The sequence below is a fragment of the Streptomyces sp. NPDC028305 genome (assembly GCF_055569495.1).
Window position 1 is genome coordinate 122327 of the sequence record NZ_JBVHTN010000014.1, and the last position, 17856, is coordinate 140182.

11 protein-coding genes are annotated in these 17856 nt (G+C 71.3%); 1 reads left to right on the top strand and 10 read right to left on the bottom strand.

Annotated features, from left to right (window positions below; genetic code table 11):
• Nucleotides 1–32: 32 nt before the first annotated feature.
• Nucleotides 33–767, bottom strand: a complete 735-nt coding sequence (locus ACZ4WQ_RS44845) for an alpha/beta fold hydrolase (protein WP_398377202.1) — start codon at nucleotides 765–767, stop codon at nucleotides 33–35.
• Between the two features lie 131 nt (nucleotides 768–898).
• On the bottom strand, nucleotides 899–1813 hold the full coding sequence (locus tag ACZ4WQ_RS44850; RefSeq protein WP_398377201.1) for an NmrA family NAD(P)-binding protein: 915 nt from the start codon (nucleotides 1811–1813) through the stop codon (nucleotides 899–901).
• 87 nt (nucleotides 1814–1900) lie between these two features.
• On the opposite strand from ACZ4WQ_RS44850, the gene ACZ4WQ_RS44855 reads away from it, so the two are divergent.
• Complete coding sequence (locus tag ACZ4WQ_RS44855; protein WP_358845599.1) at nucleotides 1901–2653, top strand: TetR/AcrR family transcriptional regulator; 753 nt, start codon at nucleotides 1901–1903, stop codon at nucleotides 2651–2653.
• An 18-nt stretch (nucleotides 2654–2671) separates the two neighbouring features.
• Here the strand turns inward: ACZ4WQ_RS44855 and ACZ4WQ_RS44860 are convergent, their stop codons facing one another.
• The 8 genes from ACZ4WQ_RS44860 to ACZ4WQ_RS44895 all read right to left on the bottom strand — a co-directional run bounded on the left by ACZ4WQ_RS44860 (nucleotide 2672) and on the right by ACZ4WQ_RS44895 (nucleotide 17802).
• Nucleotides 2672–3103 (bottom strand): VOC family protein, encoded by a 432-nt coding sequence (locus ACZ4WQ_RS44860; RefSeq protein WP_311728063.1) that lies wholly within the window; start codon nucleotides 3101–3103, stop codon nucleotides 2672–2674.
• 33 nt (nucleotides 3104–3136) lie between these two features.
• Complete coding sequence (locus ACZ4WQ_RS44865) at nucleotides 3137–4315, bottom strand: argininosuccinate synthase-related protein (protein WP_398377200.1); 1179 nt, start codon at nucleotides 4313–4315, stop codon at nucleotides 3137–3139.
• A gap of 20 nt (nucleotides 4316–4335) precedes the next feature.
• Complete coding sequence (locus ACZ4WQ_RS44870; RefSeq protein WP_398377198.1) at nucleotides 4336–5532, bottom strand: acetyl-CoA carboxylase biotin carboxylase subunit family protein; 1197 nt, start codon at nucleotides 5530–5532, stop codon at nucleotides 4336–4338.
• Nucleotides 5533–5573: 41 nt separating this feature from the next.
• Entirely contained in the window at nucleotides 5574–7319 is a 1746-nt protein-coding gene (locus ACZ4WQ_RS44875) for a non-ribosomal peptide synthetase (RefSeq protein ID WP_398377196.1), read from the bottom strand.
• 119 nt (nucleotides 7320–7438) lie between these two features.
• Nucleotides 7439–8815, bottom strand: a complete 1377-nt coding sequence (locus ACZ4WQ_RS44880) for an MATE family efflux transporter (protein WP_398377195.1) — start codon at nucleotides 8813–8815, stop codon at nucleotides 7439–7441.
• Nucleotides 8816–8825: 10 nt separating this feature from the next.
• Nucleotides 8826–9644 (bottom strand): thioesterase II family protein, encoded by an 819-nt coding sequence (locus tag ACZ4WQ_RS44885; RefSeq protein ID WP_398377193.1) that lies wholly within the window; start codon nucleotides 9642–9644, stop codon nucleotides 8826–8828.
• Nucleotides 9641–10672 carry a MupA/Atu3671 family FMN-dependent luciferase-like monooxygenase gene (locus ACZ4WQ_RS44890; RefSeq protein WP_311728069.1) on the bottom strand — a complete coding sequence of 344 codons (1032 nt, stop codon included), beginning with the start codon at nucleotides 10670–10672 and terminating at the stop codon, nucleotides 9641–9643. The genes ACZ4WQ_RS44885 and ACZ4WQ_RS44890 overlap by 4 nt, the downstream gene beginning before the upstream one ends.
• Nucleotides 10669–17802: an amino acid adenylation domain-containing protein gene (locus ACZ4WQ_RS44895; RefSeq protein WP_398377191.1), complete on the bottom strand. Its 7134-nt coding sequence runs from the start codon at nucleotides 17800–17802 to the stop codon at nucleotides 10669–10671. The genes ACZ4WQ_RS44890 and ACZ4WQ_RS44895 overlap by 4 nt, the downstream gene beginning before the upstream one ends.
• Nucleotides 17803–17856 lie beyond the last annotated feature (54 nt).

Consider the following 17856-nt stretch of genomic DNA (forward strand, 5'->3'; position numbering starts at 1 on the left):
CGGCCGGCCCTGCGGGACCTTGCGACGCGAGGTCAGGAGACGGCGGTGTCGAGGACGTCGGCGAGTTGCGTGGGCGCCGACAGCATCGGCCAGTGGCCGGTCGGCAGGTCGAAGCGCCGCCACGGCGGCATGCTCAGTGAGGCCAACATCGGCACCCCGGCGTCCAGCAGGCCCATGAAGTCATGACAGGCGACCAGGACTCGGTCCGCACCGGGAACGGGCTCGGCCGGGCCGGCGAGGCGCTGAGTGTAGGTGCCGAATGGCTGAGGGGTGGCACGCGCGCGCAGAACGTCCCGCTTGGCCTCGTCGAGCCCGTCGAGGCTGCTGGACGAGGCCAGGACCTCGAAGGGCGGCATCGGCAGCCGCCACCCGTCACCGGAAGCGGCGACCTGGTGGCGCAGTTGGTCCGCCGCCTGCGGTGGCATGAGGTCGAGCATGCACATGCCCGCGGTGAACGGGGCGCTGTCCACGTAGACCACGCGCTCCAGCCGGTTGCCGAGACGTCCGGCTGCCCCGGTCACCGGGGCAGCCGCATAGCTGTGGGCGACCAGCGTGACATCGCGCAGATCGCGGCGCTCGACGAACCCGGTGATGTCCGCGATGTGCGTGTCCAGGTCCGTCCGAGGTCCGCCCCCGTCCACGTGCTCGCCCAGGCCCGTCAGCGTCAACGGCAGCGCCGTGTGACCGCGCTCCCGCAGAGCGCGGGCGGTGTCGTCCCAGGCCCATGCCCCGAGCCAGGCGCCGGGAACGAGTACGAAGGTGGCCATGTGATCTCCCTGAAGTGAGGTGCTGCGGGGAGCGTAGAGCCGATACAGGACAGATCCCGTCCGGAAATGTCGAGTGACGGCTGGACGGCATGGCACACGTACTCGCCGCACCACCTGAACCAGCGCGGAGATCAGGAAGTGGCGAACCGGCCGCGGATGGCGGCGGCGCCGGATGCGGTGAGCCAGTCGCCGAGCGTGCGCAGGCCGGGGTGGATGACGCGCAGTGCCTCGATGTCGGCCTGCCAGCGGCCACCGGCCTGCCAGCGCTTTCTGGTCTCGGCGATCTCCGGGCTGAGCGCGGCGGCCTCGCCGTCGGTGAGCTGCTCGTACCGGGTCGGAAGGCCGGTGGCCTCGGCGATCGTGGCGGCGGCCGCCACCGGGGTCGGCTCGTCGCCGGCCAGTTCCAGGGTTCGCCCGGCGAACCGGGGCGGATCGGCGAACGCGAGGGCGGCGAACTCCGCGATGTCCTCCAGCGCGATGATCTGCATGGGCTCGTGCGGAGGGAAGATATGCCGGTGTACGCCGTGGGAAATCCCGTCGATGCCGGTCACCCCGGCGCCGAGATAGTTGGTCATGAACCGGACCGGGCGCAGCACGGTGGGCAGCGCGATGTGGTCGCGCAGATACTCCTCGATCAGCACTTTCCCCTCCGAGCCCCGTGATGCGGCCGCTGCCGAGGCGACGGTGCTGAACACGACCTGCTGGATCCCCGCCGCGGCCGCGGCGTCGATCAGCACCCGGCCGCGGGCCACTTCGAGAGCTGTTTCGGGTCCGGCCGGACCGAAGGTCAGGGGCGGGATGCCGAACACGGCGGCGGCGCCGTCGAGCGCGGGCGGCAGGCTCGCCGGATCGTCGAAGTCGCCGCGCACGAGTTGGGCGCCCGCGGCGGCCAGCTCGGCAGCGGCGGGCGCGGTCAGATCGCGCACCAGGGCTCGCACCGGCCACCCTCCGGCAAGCAGCCGCCGGGCGGTGGCGCCGCCCTGCTTTCCGGTGGCGCCGGTGACGAGGATCGGGGAGTCGGGGTTGGGGCGTGTCTCGGTGGTCATGGTGCCCTTTCCGGGGTTGATGGAGGATCCTGGACGTGATCCGGGATGCTCCACCCGTTTCAAGGCCGCGGACAAGGATTTCGTGACATGACAGCAGCACCAGATGCGGCACCTGCCGGGCGCGCCGATGCCCGCCGCAACCGCGAGATCGTGCTGAGCACGGCGATGCGTGTGTTCGCCGAGGAGGGGTTGGAGGTGTCACTCGGCCGGATCGCACAGCGCGCCGGGGTCGGCGCCGGGACGGTCTACCGGCACTTCCCGAGCAAAGAGATCCTCGTCGAGGCGGTGCTCGCCGAACACATCGAGCGGTTGGTGGCCGCTGCCGACCGGTGGGCCGCCCGCGCCGCGCCTGGCGACGCGTTGTTCGGGTTCCTGCTCGAAGTGGCCGAGAGGTCGGTGGACCGCCAGCGCTTCTGCGAGGTGCTCAACGCCGACCAGGGCTGGCCGCGCGCCGTGCTGACCGCCGCGGCGCAGCGGTTCCGCGAGGCGCTGGAGCGCTTGCTGCGCGACGCGAAACTGGCCGGTGCGATACGCGCCGACATACGGGCCGACGATCTGTCCGCGCTGGCCTTCGGCGGTGTCGCACTGCGCTCGGCACACCGGGACCCGACACGCGGGACATGGCTGGTGCGGCTGCTGCTGAACGGATTGCGCACGCAGGCCGTCACGAAATCCGAAGTGTTCCGTGACACGTCTCCCCTGCCGCGTCACGAAAACACCGCCCTGAGGTACTGCGTGGAATGCGGCACGCGGCTGCGTGTCCGCGCCACCGGGCGGCCACCCCGCTACTGCGGTCCGACCTGCCGCCAGCGCGCCCGCCGACGCCGTCTCGTCGACTAGGCGCATCAGCGGAGGTGCCTAGCCGGGGTAGACGGTGTCGTTCTCCACGAAGCACAGCGGGTTGTCCCAGGGGTCCTGGACGTAGAACGATCGTTCGCCCCACGGGCGGACGGCGATGGCGCCCGCCGGGGCATCGTGGACCAGTTCCGTGGACAGGCAGTCCAGCGCCTCGGCTCGTCCGAAGACGACATCGAGGTCCGTGACGGTGAAGTACAGGGCCTTCGCCGCCGGATGCGGCGGCGCTGCCAGGGCGGACACGTCCTGGATGGAGAGGGTGACCGGTCCGCACGGGAAGTAGCAGCGCGCCCCGGGCTGTCTGCGCCCCTCCAGGCCCAGCAGCCTGCCGTAGAAGGCGACGGCCTCTTCGAGATCACCGACTTCCACGCTGAGCCTGAACAACTGCGGAACATCGGCGGCGGGGTCCGCCGGTCCGGTGGTCGAGGTTGTCATGGCGGGTGTTCTCCTTGGTCGGCCCGGATTGACCTATGTTTCGGATCGCTCACACGAAACCGAAGCCTTCTCCCAGTCCTCGCGGTTTCGCAGATACAGCGGCCGCTTCGCGATGATGGCGTCCGTTTCCACGCGGGCGCCGTTCAGCCGCCACCGAACGGTTCCGGTCACCTCCACCGCGCAGGTGTTGATGAACGACTGGGCGCTGCGCCGCAATTCACCGTACCAACGGCCTTCTATGGCCTCGCGCACCCACAGCTGTTCGATATGCATCTTCTCGCGGATCGTCTCGGCTCGCAGAACAGCGCTCTCCAGATGCCGATACGAGCGCAGCAGCAGCCATGCCGCCGGCATCTCGCGAATCTCCAGGACCTTCACTCCGCTGTCGAGGTGTTCAAGGCCGGTGTAGCGCCCCAGGCCATGGGCTCCCACGCGCAGGTTCAGCGCCGCGATCAGCTCCGCCAGCGGGAGGGGGTTTCCGTCGACGGAGACCGGGGCGCCACCGGCGAAGCCGATCTCCAGGCGCTCCCGCCCATCGGTGTCGCCGGGCCTGCTCCACTGGTAGAGGTCCTCGGGCACCTCGTAGTCCTCGGGGTCGTCCAGGAATCCCGACTCGAATTCGCGGCACCAAAGGTTCGAGTCGCCGCTGACCACGCGCTCTCCCATGTGTGCCAGTCCGACATCCTTGAGCTCTCGGATCTTCTGTTCCCGGTCCACCGGGTCCAGGTCGTAGGGGCTGCCGTACCGTCCGGGGAACCCGAGCAGCTCGAAAGCGCCGTTGAGGCGGCGCAGCGTGTTCTGCGACCGGTTCGCGGTGTGGAGTATCGTCCGGGCACCCAGCTCCTCGGCCAGGCCCATGGCCAGCCTGGCGATCAGCGGCCTGCTCAGCGAGGAACTGATGGGGTGAGTGTCGAGATAGACCGCCTGGGCGGCTATCGCGGGCCGAATGAATTCATCAACAAATTCCTGTCTGCCGTCCATGACGTGCAGCCGGACTCCCAACCGGTCCGCGATCTCCTGCTTGGCCTCGTGCGATTCTCCTTCACCGAGCTCGACGGTGACCGCGTGGACATGGGGCGCGCCCATCGCGACCAGGCGGTTCAGTAGATATGTGCTGTCCAGGCCGCCACTGAACAACGTCACCACCGGCAGGGCCGGATCGGCACCCTCCGGGAATATTCCCGAGAACGATCTCACGACCTTGCCGCGCATCGGCTGAAGCTCTCCACCCGTCACTTGTATGCCACCTGCACCGTGTTATCCATTGTCGTCAGCAATCGGGCCAGATCATCATGTGTGCGCGTCGCTCCGTAGCACACATAGGTGTGTGCCAGCCTCCCCTGTCTCCAGTCGATGCGCGCCCCGGGTTCCTGCTGGACCATCACTCGTGAGATCTCCGGCATGGCCTGGAGATCGTCCGCTCCGCGCAGACTCAGCAGCTGTGTCGCCTCCACCGGCGGGGCCTTCGCGAAGACGAAAGAGACCTGGTTCGGTTCCCACGCGTCGATGCCGGTCGACGCGTCTTCGTCGCCCAGGGCCAGACGAGCGGCGATCTCCACGGCGTTCAGCTCACCGGTGCGCGTCAGCAGATCGTTGACGAGGCCCCCGAGCCGCCCGTTGACCTCGATCACCTGCGGACCCTGAGGAGAGAGCTTTATTTCCGTGTGGCACACTCCGACACTCACGCCCAGGCCCTGGAGGGCGAGCGTCGCGATGTCCAGCACCGCTTTCCGATCCCGCTCCGCGAGTGCCGCGGGAAGGAAGGATCCGGATTCCCGGAAGGGCTTCGCCAGGGGGAATTTCCCTATCACCGCCATGTGTTCGATCCGCCCGCCCTGGATCGCGGATTCCACCGATACATAGTCTCCCCACGGGCCGCTTCCGCGGTCGCCGGGGATCTCCCGCTCCAGAACGAAGTCCTCGTGCGTGGCCCCTTCCCCCTGTGGAAAGATCTCCGCGCAGGCCTCTCGTAATTCCTCCGGGTCGCGAATCCGGTAGGTGCTGCGGCTGCCCGTGCCCACGTTCGGCTTCAGTACCGCCGGGCCGCCGATCTCAGCGAAGGCGCGCATGGCCGATGCCCGGTCACCGACCAATCGCGTCGGAATCGCGGAGGCTCCGCACGCATTGAGCAGTTCACGCTGGAGGTGTTTCCGCGTGAGGCCCCGTACGACGTCGAGGGAGTGGAAGGGCAGCCCCAACTCCGCGGCCAGCACAGCCGTCGTCTCCAGCTGGTAATCGTTGTAGGTCACGATGGCGTCCGGGGCGCATGCTCTCAGCCGGGCGACCGCGTCGCCCAGGTCCAGCCCCGCGATATCGCACAGGACGCCGAACTCGTCCATGAGCTCCCTCGGCTGTTCCAGGTTCCGCGATTCCGGGCACACGAACACCGGAATCGCGAATCCCTCGAAGGCCGCGGCGACGTCGAGCACACTCGCGGCACCCATGTCGTGGACGACTGCGACGCGTCGCATTACGCCCCCCGGCCGGTACCGTCGGCGCCCGCCGCATCGATGCGTCCGGCCAGGTCGCTCAGGACCGGGTGGTTGATGATCTCGCGGAAGCCGATCGAGATCCCCAGATCCCGCTGGACGCGCTGGCGGGTCCGGTAGGCGAGCAAGGAGTTCCCTCCCACGCCGAAGAAGTCGTCCTGCGCGCCGACCCCTTCGACCCCCAGCAACTCCTGCCACAGATCGGCGAGATAGCGCTGGGTCCCCTCGGCCGGAGGGCTCATGTCCGTACGCCGGTGCAGGTCCTCGGCGAGCAGCCGCTCCAGTACGGCCACGTCCCGCTTGCCGTTCTCGTTGGCGGGGAGCATCGGCAGCACCAGGACGCGGCTGGGCACCATGAAGTCCGGCAGTTCCCGCTCCGCGTACCGGGTGAGCTCCTGCGGCGTGACCCCGTCCTCGGCCGCCGCGAAGGCGACCAGGCTCAGATCCAGGCCGGTGCCGATGACGACGACCACGGCCTCCTTGACGGCGGGGTGGTTCGACAGCGTGCGCTCCACATCGGCGGGTTCCACCCGGTAGCCCCGGATCTTCACCTGGTCGTCCTCGCGTCCGATGTACTCGAACACTCCGTTCGACCGTTCGCGCACCAGGTCCCCGGTCGCGTACATCCGGCTGCCGTCGGCCGCGAACGGGTCCAGGTGATAGCGCTGCTCGGTCAGGTCCGGCTGATCGATGTAGCCGCGCGAGACGCCGGGGCCGCCGACGTACAGCTCCCCCGCCGCTCCGGTCGGCACCGGGCGGCGGGCGGAGTCGAGCACATAGAGGTCGAAGCCCTCCAGCGCGCGCCCGATCGGCACCGAGTCCTCGTCGGGACCGACCGTCTCCACATGGTGGACGCTGCACCCGGTGGTGGTCTCGGCCGGTCCGTAGAGATTCCACAGCGACCCCCGAAAGCCCCCGCCCAGCACATCACGGCAGGCGGAGGCGTGCATGACGCCACCGCCGACCTGGAGGACACGCAGCGAGGAGAAGGTCTCGGGGTTCTCGCGCCCCACATGGTTGAACGCCATCGTCGGGGCGATCATGACGCTGATGCCGCGGCTCTCCAGTTCCTGCCGCACATCGGAGGCGAGCAGCTCCGGCATGGAGGGCATCACGGTGATCTGCGCTCCGTAGGCGAAGCTGCACCAGGTCTCGAAGTGGAAGGCGTCGAAGGAGACGCTGGCTATCTGGCTGGTCCGGTCGGTGGGCAGGAGCTCCGGCATGACGGGGTTGCGCGCGAAGGCCAGCAGGTTCCCGTGTTCGAGTATGAAGGCCTTCGGTATCCCGGTGGATCCCGAGGTGAACAGCACACAGGCGGCGTTGTCGGGCGCGGGCCGCGCGCCGGGTGGCCGGGAGGGGCTGCCCGGCTCGCTGTTCCACTCGATGACGTCGGCGCCGAGGTGTGCCAGGCGGCCGGCCCAGCCGGGGGCGGTGACGACCGCCTTCGCGCCGGACCGCTCGATCATCAGGTCGCGGCGCTTGTCGGGGTATCGGATGTCCACCGCCACATAGGCGGCACGGGCCTTGAGAATGCCCAGGAGCGCGACGAACAGCTCCGCCGACCGGGGGCGGTACACCGCCACACGGTCCTCGTTCGTCACCCCGCGTTCGCTGAGATACGCGGCGAGGGCGTCGGACCGCTCGCTCAACTCACGGTAGGTGAGGGTCTGTTCGACGTCGCTGACCGCGGGCCGATCGGGGTGGCGTGCTGCCGTTGCCTCGAACATGTCGACGAGGCTGCGTGGCGCTTCAAGGGCATGGGCGGTGTCCGGCACTGGGTTCTCCCGGGTTCGTGACGTGACGGATGACGTGACGGATGACGGGACGGATACGGCGCGGTGTCCGGTCAGGCGTTCACCGGTTCCGGCTCCACCGCGCGCAGCCTGCCGCTGCGCTGGTGGAAGAAGAACGCCTGGCCCACGACGAGCAGGGCGTTGGCACCGGCCAGCGTGGCCCAGAGGGCGTGGATTCCGCCTGCGGTGGCAACGGGTACGGCGGCCAGGGCCAGCACTCCGTAGCACGCCGCGAAGGTGACCAGGCTCGGCACCGTCCGCTTGATCGCGATGAGGCCGAACCCGAAGACCGCTTGAAAAGCGTCGGTCACCACCACGAGGAGCACCAACGGAAGCATCGCCAGCACGTCGTCCTGGAGGCCGGCGTTCTTGGTGAACAGGGAGGTCACGGGGTCCCGCAGCACCACGAGGAGGGTGCCGAGGGCGAACACCGCACAGAACGTCACCCAGACGCCCGCGAGCACGCCACGCCGCACCTCGGGCACATCACCGGTCTTGACGTACTTGGCCGCCAGGGGCACCGTCGCCTGCCCCACCGCGACGGCGGCGGTGAACATCAGGTTGACCAGCGACACCGAGATGCTGTGGACCGCCGCGTCGTCGCTGCTGATCCGGGCCACGGCGATGGACAGGACTCCCAGCACCGCGAACTTGATGAGCACGGTCGCCGCGAGCGGGATGCCCACCCGCGCGAGCCTGATCACCTCGCGCAGATGGGGCCGTCCGATGCGCAGCGACCGGCCGGCCAGCACCGTGGACCGGCGCAGGGCGATATGCGCCAGTGTGGCGTTGGTCAGGCTGGATGCCACCATCGCAATGCCGGCGCCCGGCAGGCCCAGGCCATCGAACGACCCGATGCCGCCGACCAGGATCAGGGACAGCACGACCGCGGCGGCGGTGCCGGTCAGGCCGGCCCGCATCACCAGCTTCCCCTGCCCCAGGCCGACCAGTGTCGAGGTGGCCGTGGCACCGATGGAGGTGACCAGCGCGCTGCAAGCGAGGATGTAGGGGAAGCCGCCCAGCGCGTCGAGCGTGGAGTCGGGCACACCGCTGAGCCTGCTGATCAAGGGCACCGAGGCCACGGCGAGGGCTCCGAGCAGCCCCACGCAGATCCCCAGCCACATGCCGTTGCGCACCACGGGCAACAGGCCGTCCGGATCGTCGTCCTTGGCGGCCACGAACGGCATCACCCCGCGCATGGCGCCGGAGATGGCGGCGACGGCGGGGCTGAAGACCGCCACGGTCACCGCGAACGCCGCGAGCGAGGTCGCCCCCTGCCGCCCGAGCAACGCGGTGTCCACCAGAGAGCCGGCGGATGACGCGATCATCGTCAGATAGAGCGGAAGGGCGGCGCCCGCGATCTTCCTTGCCTTGCCGCCGCCTTCGCCGTTGCCGTCGCCCTCGCGTGGAGCGGATTTTCCCTCAGTCACAGCTGCTCACTCATGCCTTTCTTCCCGCCGGGTCACGATCTCCGGTGAGTGCCGTATCGATGTCCATTGCCATGCGCCGAGCGACGCTTTCGGTCCTGTCGTACAGGTAGAAGTGGCCGCCCGGCCAGGAGTGGAATTCCACCTGCGCGGTGGTCTGCGCGCGCCAGCCTTCGAGCATGTCGTGTGTCGCCAGCGGATCCTGTTCGCCCGCGTACACGGACAGCGGAAATCTCAGAGGGGGGCCGTCCGCGTATGCGTACGTGTCCACGATGGCCAGGTCGCCGCGCAGGACCTCCACCATGTACTCGACGACGTCAGGGCTCTCCAGCAACTCCTCCGGAGTGCCGCCCAGCCGTCGCATGAAGGCGACCAGCCGCTCTGGTGACCACAGATCACGGCGCTCGTTGAAGCAGTCGCTCACCAGCCGCGGGGCGGGGATTCCGGAGACGCCGAGCCAGACCGGCGGTGTGCCGGATCGCTCCAGTTCGCGGGCCAGTTCATAGGCGACGAGACCGCCCATGCTGTGCCCGAAGACGGCATAGGGCCGGATCTCCTCGTCCATGAACTCGTCCAGGAAGGCGGGCGCCAGCGCCTGAACCGCCGCGGCCGCGCTCCGGCACGGCGGGTCGCCGGCGCTCAGCCCCCGGCCGGGGAGTTCGACGGCGCACAGCCGCCACGACGGCGGGAAGAACTGGGCGAAATCGACGAAACCGGCCGAGGAGCCCCCCGCGTGATGAACGAGGAAGCACGTGACGTCCGGCCGCGACGTCCGGACCCGGGTCCTCCCGGGCCGAGCGCTCAGCTCTCTGAACGGAGACCGGGGATTCACAGTTCCGCGCACCTCGCCCTGAGCCGGCTCAGCGTCCGCAGCCCGTCGAGGACCTGGTCCGTGCCGACCCCGAAGTCGATGAGACAGGCGATCTCGTCGACACCCAGTTCCGCGAGCGACTCGACCAGCGGCACACAGCTGTCGACGGAACCGATGAGGCAGCGGGTCCGCGCGTATTCCTGATAGGCGTGGTCCAGCAGTTCCGCGAGCGCCTCCGGCGCCACCTCCCCCGGCGCGCTTTCGGGCGACTTGAGCCCGAACAGGCTCATGGAGGACCGCATGTACTCGGTCAGCGGTCCCCGCGCGGTGGCCAGCGCTCCCTGCTGGTCAGCGGCGACGAGGGTGTGCAGCATGACGCTGACCCTCTCCCGTGCGATGCCGTGTCCCGCGGCCTCCAGCGCCTCGCTGTACGCGACGAGGTTGTCCTCCAGGCGCTCCCAGGACTGGCCGAGCAGATGGGTCAGCACGCCGCAGCCCTGGCTGCCCGCCCAGGTGAAGGTCTCCTCGGAGCCCGCCGCGGTGATCCACAGCGGGATGTCCGCCTGGCGCGGCCCGGGATGGGTGCGGACCTGTCGCGCCCGCCCCTGCGGCCCCTGGCGCTCCACCGCCTCCCCGGCCCACAGGGCCCGCAGTTCCGCCAGTCCTTCCCGCATGGCGCGCTTGTTGTCGGCGAAGTTGTCGGGGGCGAGGACGAAGTCCTGAGGGTTCCACCCCGAGGCGATCGCGACGCCGGCCCGGCCGCCGGAGATCTGGTCCACGACGGCCCATTCCTCGGCGACGCGCAGGGTGTCGTGCAGCGGGAGCACCACGCTCCCCGCCCGGACGCCCACGCGGGAGGTGACGGCCGCGACCGCCGCGCCGGTCACGGCGGGGTTGGGGAAGGGGGCCCCGAAGTCGTGAAAGTGCCGCTCGGGGGTCCACACCGCCGAGAAGCCCTCGGCGTCGGCGAATCTGGCCGCTTCCAGCAGCAGCCGGTACTGCTCGGCGGCGTCGTCGCCGTTGGCGAAGAAGAAGAGGCTGAATCTCATATCCGCTCCATGACGCTGTCGGATTCCGCGACCGGCGTCTGTGCCATCCCGCCGAGTACCGCGGGGGTCGCGTCGGGCTCGAAGGCGAGTGCGTACAGGGCATGGCGGTAGAGGCCCAGCAGTCGGGAGTCGTCCGGCTCGGCCGTGCCGTGCCGGTACTTGACCAGGGCCCGGAACGCGGCGGAGGAGTCCACGACGGTGAAGTGCAGCCGTTGGCCGAGCATGAGCGGATCGGGGCCCACCGCCCGCAGGGGGTGTCCCTCCAGGCGGATGGTCTCCTCGTCGTCCCTGGCGTAGTTGAACACCACGGGCAGGTCGTCGAAGCCGGTGAGGCCCGGATCGTCCGCGGCCAGATCGGCGTACGGCAGGGTGCGCACGCTGTGCACCTGGTCGAACACCTCGCGCACGGCGTCCAGTGTCCGGATCAGTGGCTGCGTGGCCCGCACGTTCAGCGGCAGGGGCACGACATTGGCGAAGCCGCCGACCGAGGTGTCCAGCGAAGGGCCGGGCCGTCCGTCCAGCGGCACCGCCGGGCACACGCGCTCGCTGCCCTGGGCCCATGACAAGGCCGCGGCGAAGGCGGTGAGATGCAGGACGAAGGGGGTGACCCGGTGTTCCGTACACCGGGCGCGGAGCACCTGGTGCAATGCCTCCCCCGGGACCCAGCTCTGACGGCGGACCGGGCCGTCGGGCGTCGGCGGCCGCACGGTGCCGCCCGCCGCAGTCGACGGCAGCAGCCGCCGCCACAGGGCCGCCGCCTCGGCCGCGCGCTCACCGCCGGTCAGCGTGCTCCGCCACGCGAGGTATCTCAGGAACCCGTCGTCCGGCCGCCGCCGGGCCCCGGGGTCCCGGTACGCCTCGACGAGGGCCTGACACAGCCGCAGCAGCCCGCGCCCGTCGAGCGCCAGGAGGTGCACGGTGAGGGAGAGCAGCGTGTGCCGCCCGGGCACATCCGCCACCGCGACGCGCAGCAGCGGATCACGGCGCGGGTCGATGGCGACGGCCTGCGCCCTGTCGTACAGCCACGCCGGGGCGTCCTGCGCCGTGACCGTATCCGGGCACACCAGGCTGTACACGGTCTCGGCGGCCGGATCCGGCTTTCCGACCGTGGCCAGGCCATCGCCCCCGACCCGCAGCCGCAGCGCGGGGTGGAGGTCGAGCACCGCGCCGACGGCGGCCCGCAGGCGTGCGGTGTCCAGCCGCTGTCCGGTGTCGAACACGAACGTCTTCTGCGTGGCGGCCGATGGTGACCCGGCCGGCCTCCGCAGGCCGGGCGGCAGCGGGGCGGGGGCGGTGGGCGCGGGCGGCAGTTCTTCCTCGGTGTCCGCGTCGGCCGCGCCGCCGCGCCGCGCCACCACCTCGGTCACGGCCCACGCCGTGCCGCGGCGGTAGAACTCGGGGACGGTCAGACGGACGCCGAAGCGGTCCCGCACGGCATGGATCAGCCGGGTCGCGAGCAGCGAGTGCCCGCCCGCGTCGAAGAAGTCCTCCTCCGGCCCGAGGTCCGGGCGGTCCAGGACACGCCGGAACAGGGCCAGGACCCCGGCCAGGACCTCGTCGCCGGCCAGGACCCCGTCCAGGACCTCGACGCGCTCGCCGACGCCGCCCCCTGGCGCGGGCAGTCTCGTCGGCTCCACCTTGCCGTTGACGTTCACCGGCAGGCGGTCCACGAGGGTGAACGAGGACGGCACCATGGCCGCCGGCAGTTCCTCGCGCAGCCGGATCCGGGTCTGTTCGACCACCTGCGCGCTGTCCGCTGCGGCGACCAGATAGGCGTCGATCCGCCGGTCGCCCTCGGGCCCGTTCACGATCAGGGCGACATCGCGGATCCGCGGGTCCTTGCGGAGTACGACCTCCAGTTCCCCGAGCTCCACCCGGAAGCCGCGGATCTTGACCTGCTGATCTCCCCGGCCGAGGAACGCGACATCGCCGGATCGCAGCAGGCGCGCACGGTCGCCGCTGCGGTAGACGCGGCCGCCGCCGTCCGCCTCGAGGAACCTCTCGCCGGTCAGCTCGGGCTTGCCCAGGTAGCCCGTGGCCACGCACACGCCGCCGATGGCCAGCTCGCCCACCGACCCCCGCGGCAGGTCCTGCCCGTCCGCGCCGAGAACGCGCAGCGTGACGTTCTGGATGGGCACGCCGATGGGGGCGTGCTGCGGCCAGGTGTCCGGTGGCCCGGAGAACCGGTAAGACGTCACGACATGGGTCTCGGCGGGGCCGTAGTTGTTGAGCAGCCGGCAGTCGCCGAGCGCTTCGAGGAACGACACGAGTGCCGCGCTCAGCCGTAGTTGCTCGCCGGTGGAGGCGATCTCCCGGAGTGACGGGAAGGCGGAGGCGTCGTGTTCGAACCGGGCCGCGAGCGCGTGCAGGAGGGAGACCGGAAGGATCGTCTTCGCCACCCGCTGGTCCGCGATGAACGCGGCCAGCGCGTCGTGATCGTGCTTGGTCTCCTCGTCCGCGATATGCAGCGATCCGCCCGAGCACAGTGCGGCGAACGTCTCGTGGAAGGAGGCGTCGAACCCGAACGACGCGAGTTGAAGCCAGCGACGGCCGGTGGTGTAGCCCGCCGTTTCCCAGTGGATGAGGTTGGCGAGTGCCCGATGCGGAAACTCGATGCCCTTCGGTACGCCCGTGGTGCCGCTGGTGTAGGTCAGGTACGCGGCCGTGTCCAGGTCCACCTCGTCGCCCGCCGCGGCCGCGTCCCGGGCCGGGAGCGTGGCGACATCGATCGCCACCGCCTGCGCGTCGGTGGCGAAGTCCGCGTCCTCCTTGCGCGCGCACAGCACGACCGCGGCACCGCAGTCCTGTGCCATCGTCGCGAGCCGGCGTCGCGGGTGGGTGAGGTCGAACGGGACGGGTGTCGCCCCCGCGCGCAGCACACCGAGCACGGCGGCCACGACGGGAACACCGCGCTCCATCGCGATGCCGACGGTGTCCCCGGGTTTCACGCCGTGCGAGCCGAGCAGTTCGGCGAGCCCGGCCGAGAGGCCTGCCAGTCGGCCGTACGTCAGCGAAAGCCGTCCGTCGGTCACCGCGAGCCGTTCGGGCTCGCGGGCCGCCCACCGTGCGAAGACCGCGTGCACGGCGCGCTCCGGGACGGCGACGACGGGCCCGGTCAGCGCGTGCCGGGTGCGCTCGGCCACCGCCTCGGGTTCCGCCGCCACGCTCGCCAGGGTGGCGTCCGGAGCCCGGGTCACGGTGTCGAGCAGGTGCACGAAGGTCTCCTGCCAGCCGGCGATCGTGGCCTGCTCGAACCTGAGGGTGTCGTAGACGAAGCGGCCCGCGATGGCGCCGTCCCGGTCGAACCACCAGTCGAGCGACAGCTCGTACGGGCTGGTGGCACGGTCGAAGGGCAGCGGGCCCGTCCGGAGGCCCGGCGGCCCCGGCGGCACGCCTGCGTCGAGGCTGAGCATGTTGAACAGCACCTGGAAGACGGGGGCGGTGTCGAGTCGGCCTCCTGGGGTGAGTTCACGGGCGAGCACTTCGAAGGGCAGGTCCTGGTGGTCGAGGGCCGCCATGACGCGCCCGGAGGTTTCGCGCAGCAGGGCGCGGAAGTCCCCGTCGGTGTCGATCCGCGCGCGCAGCGGGAGGGTGTTGACCAGGTTGGCGATCAGATCCTCGGTCCCGGGCCGGTGACGGCCCGACACCGGAGTGCCCACCACGAAGTCGCCGCGGTTGCCGACCTTGCCGAGCAGCAGCAGGAAGGCGCTGAGCACGACCGCGAACGGAGTCGTGCGCTCGGCTTCGGCGAGCCGCCGGACGCGCCGGGCGAGGTCGGCCAGCACGGTGAAGTCCAGCTTGCCGCCCGCGTAGCCGCGCCTGGCACCATGCGGCCGGTCGCCCGGCAGCTCCAGCCGTTCCGGCAGGTCCGCCAACTGCTGCTGCCAGAAACGCAGTTGGCGGTCGGCTTCGGGTGAGCGCAGCCAGTCGGCCTCGGCCCGGACGTGCGCCGCGAGCAGGCCGTCGACGGGTGGCAGTGTGCGGGCCGCGCCGCCGGTGCGCCGCTCGTAACCGACGTAGAGGTCGCGGAGCAGGATGCCGGTGGACCGGGCGTCCGCGCCGATGTGGTGGACCGCGAGGGCGAGCACATGCCGGTCCGGCGCCGTCCGGAAGATCCGCGCGGCGAGGACGGGTGCGCGGTCCAGGGGGATGCGGCGGTCGAGGAGCTCGGCGATCTCGCGCCGCAGGGTGGCCTCGTCGGGGACGTCGACCAGGGGCACATCGACGGGCGCATCGGGAAGGATCACCTGCTCCGGCCCGTCCTCGGACATCCGGAAGACCACCCGCAGGCTCTCGTGGCGCGCCACCACATCGGCGAGCGCGGCGCGCAGCGCCGCCACGTCCAGCGGTCCGGACAGGTCGGCGAGCACCGGGACGTTGTACGCCTCGGCGGCGCCCTCGATCTCGCTGAGGAAGAGGAAGCGCTCCTGGAGGGGTGTCGCGGGCAGCACCCGGCCACCGGACCCGTCGGGGGCGCCGGTGTCGGCCGGGGCGGGGGCCGTGGGGGGCGCGGGGGCGGCCGCGCGTACGAGCCGGGCCAGGTTGCCGGGCGACGGGTCCCGCAGAAATGAGCCGAGCGGCACGGCCTGCGACCACTGCCCCCTCGCCAGGCTGATGATCCGGGTGGCCAGGAGCGAGTCCCCGCCCAGGGTGAACAGGTTGTCCTCGGGTGAGATTTCGGGGACGCCGAGGGCCTGGGCGAAGATCCGGCGGGCCGTTTCCTCGATGTCCGGGGCGGATCCGGCCGCCTGGGCCTCGGCCGGCGCGGGCACCCGCGGCTCGTCGCGGTCCCGCACCGGGTCGAGCCAGTGCCGCTGCCGGTCGAACGGGTAGGGGGGCAGGTCGACGTGGTGTCGGGGGCCGGGAGGGGTGACGCATGCCTCGTCGATCCGCAGTCCCATGGCCCAGGCCTGGGCGAGGGCGGCGCGCAGGGCCTCATCGCCGGGCCGGGTGTCCTCGGCGGCGGCCACGAGGCAGGCGCCCTCGAAGACCCCGGGTACGGAGCGGTCCCGGGCCGGAACCGGGGTCGGAGCCAGGGCCACCACCGCGGCCACGCGCGGCGGCAGGGTGCGTCTTCCGGGCGCCGCCGGGGCGCCGCTGAACACGTCCGCCAGATCCGGGCGCCGGCCCGCCGGGCACAGCTCCGAGCCGTCGGCGTCGTACCAGGGGACGCGGGCCGGGCGGGCGCGCACCTCGAGCAGGGCCCGTTCCAGGCGCTGCCCCTCGGCCAGGGCTCCCAGCACCTTGGCGACGTCCTGCTCGTCGAGCACTCCGCTCAGTACGGCCGCGGCCGCCCGGCTCTCCCGGTCGGCGACGACCGCCGCGGGGCGGATGCCGTGCCCGGCCCAGACGGCGGCGCAGCCGAGCGCGACCATCAGGGCGGAGTGGTGCGGCGGGAGGGCGTCCGCCAGCCGCTCGGCCGTGCGGCGGAAGGCCGGCTGATGGTGCAGCAGCGACCGGTACGTCTCGTGGTCCGGCTCGCGGTGGTGGAGCGCGAAGGCCACCGGCCGGTCCGTCACGTCCTCTCCCCCGGCTGTGCCGTGGAGCGTCACGGGCTCGCGGTCCGGGTGCCACAGCAGGGCCCGCCGGAGCGGGTGGGCCCGGCGCCCGGCGAGCAGCGTGCCCGCCGCTCCGGGCACGTCCCGCGGTTCCATCGTGGCCAGTCGGGTGCGCAGCAGTGCCTCGACGGCGTCCAGGGCCGCCGGGGTCCTCGCGGTGAACGGCAGCGGGGTGAGAGTGGGCTCGCTCTCGGCGGGCTTCTCGCTCCCGGCGGGCTCGCGGGGCGAGGGCCCGGGTTGTGGCGGAGCCTCTTCCACGAGTACGTGCACATTGGTGCCGCCGACGCCGAAGGAGCTCACCCCGGCGAGCAGCCGTCCCGGTGCCGTCCACGGCCGCAAGGCGGTGTTCACCCGGAACGGTGAGTTGTCGAAGTCGATGTGGGGGTTGGTCCGTTCGCAGCCGAGGGTCGGCGGCAGGGTGCGGTGCCGGAGCGCCAGGATCACCTTGATCAGTCCGGCGATGCCGGATGCCGAGTCGAGGTGCCCGATGTTGCTCTTCACCGATCCGATGGCGCAGAAGCCGGTGGCGTCGGTCGTCTCGCGGAAGGCCTCGGTGAGGGCGCTCACCTCGATCGGGTCGCCCAGCGCGGTGGCCGTGCCATGGGCCTCCACATAGGAGATCCGGTCGGCGGTGACACCCGCCAGTTGGTGCACCGAGGCGATCAGCTCGGCCTGGCCCGTGGGGCTGGGGGCGGTGTAGCCGCTCTTGCGATCGCCGTCGTTGTTCATGTCGCTGGCCCGGACGACCGCCAGGATCCGGTCGCCGTCGGCCAGTGCGTCCTCCAGCCTTCGCAGCACGACCAGGCCGACGCCGCTGGCGAAGGCGGTGCCCTGGGCGTCGGCGGAGAAGGGCCGGCAGCGGCCGTCGGGGGATCCGATGCCGCCCTCGGTGTAGGGATAGCCGAGGTCCGCCGGTTTGATGCCGGCTCCGCCCGCGATGGCCGCGTCCGTCTCGTAGTCCAGCAGGGCCCGGCACGCCTGGTGCACCGCGGCCAGGCTGGACGAGCAGGCGCAGTCCACCGCCACGCTGGGCCCGGTGAGGCCGAGGCGGTAGGACAGGCTGGTCGCGGTGTGGCCCCGGTCGTTGCCCATCAGCACCCGGTGCCAGCCGAGGGTCTCCACCACCTCGGGGTGGTCGAGCACATTGCGCAACAGGTAGTCCGAGTGGTTCAGGCCGATGTAGACGCCGGTCCTTCCGGCCCGTCCCGCCCGTCCGAGCCCCGCGTCCTCGAGGGCGTGGACCGCCGCCTCCAGCAGAAAGCGCTGCTGCGGGTCGGTGACGGCGGCCTCCGCGGGGGTCATGCCGAAGTACTCCGCGTCGAAGAGGGACACGTCGGCGAAGCGTTTGCGGGCGGCGACGTAGGCCGGGTCCCGCAGCGCCCGGTCCAGCAGCCCGGCCCGGCGCAGTTCCTCGTCCGGGACGTCCTCATGGGGGTCGACCCCGTCGCGCAGCAGCTCCCAGAACTCGGCCGGCGAGTCGGCGCCGGGGAAGCGGCACGCCATTCCGGTCACGGCGACGGCCGGATGGGCGTCTTCGGGCATGTCGGCGGTCTCGGGCAGTTCGGCGGTCATGGTGCGAACTCCGCTCGGTCCGGTCGGTCCTCGGAACAGGGGCGGCGGGGCGGG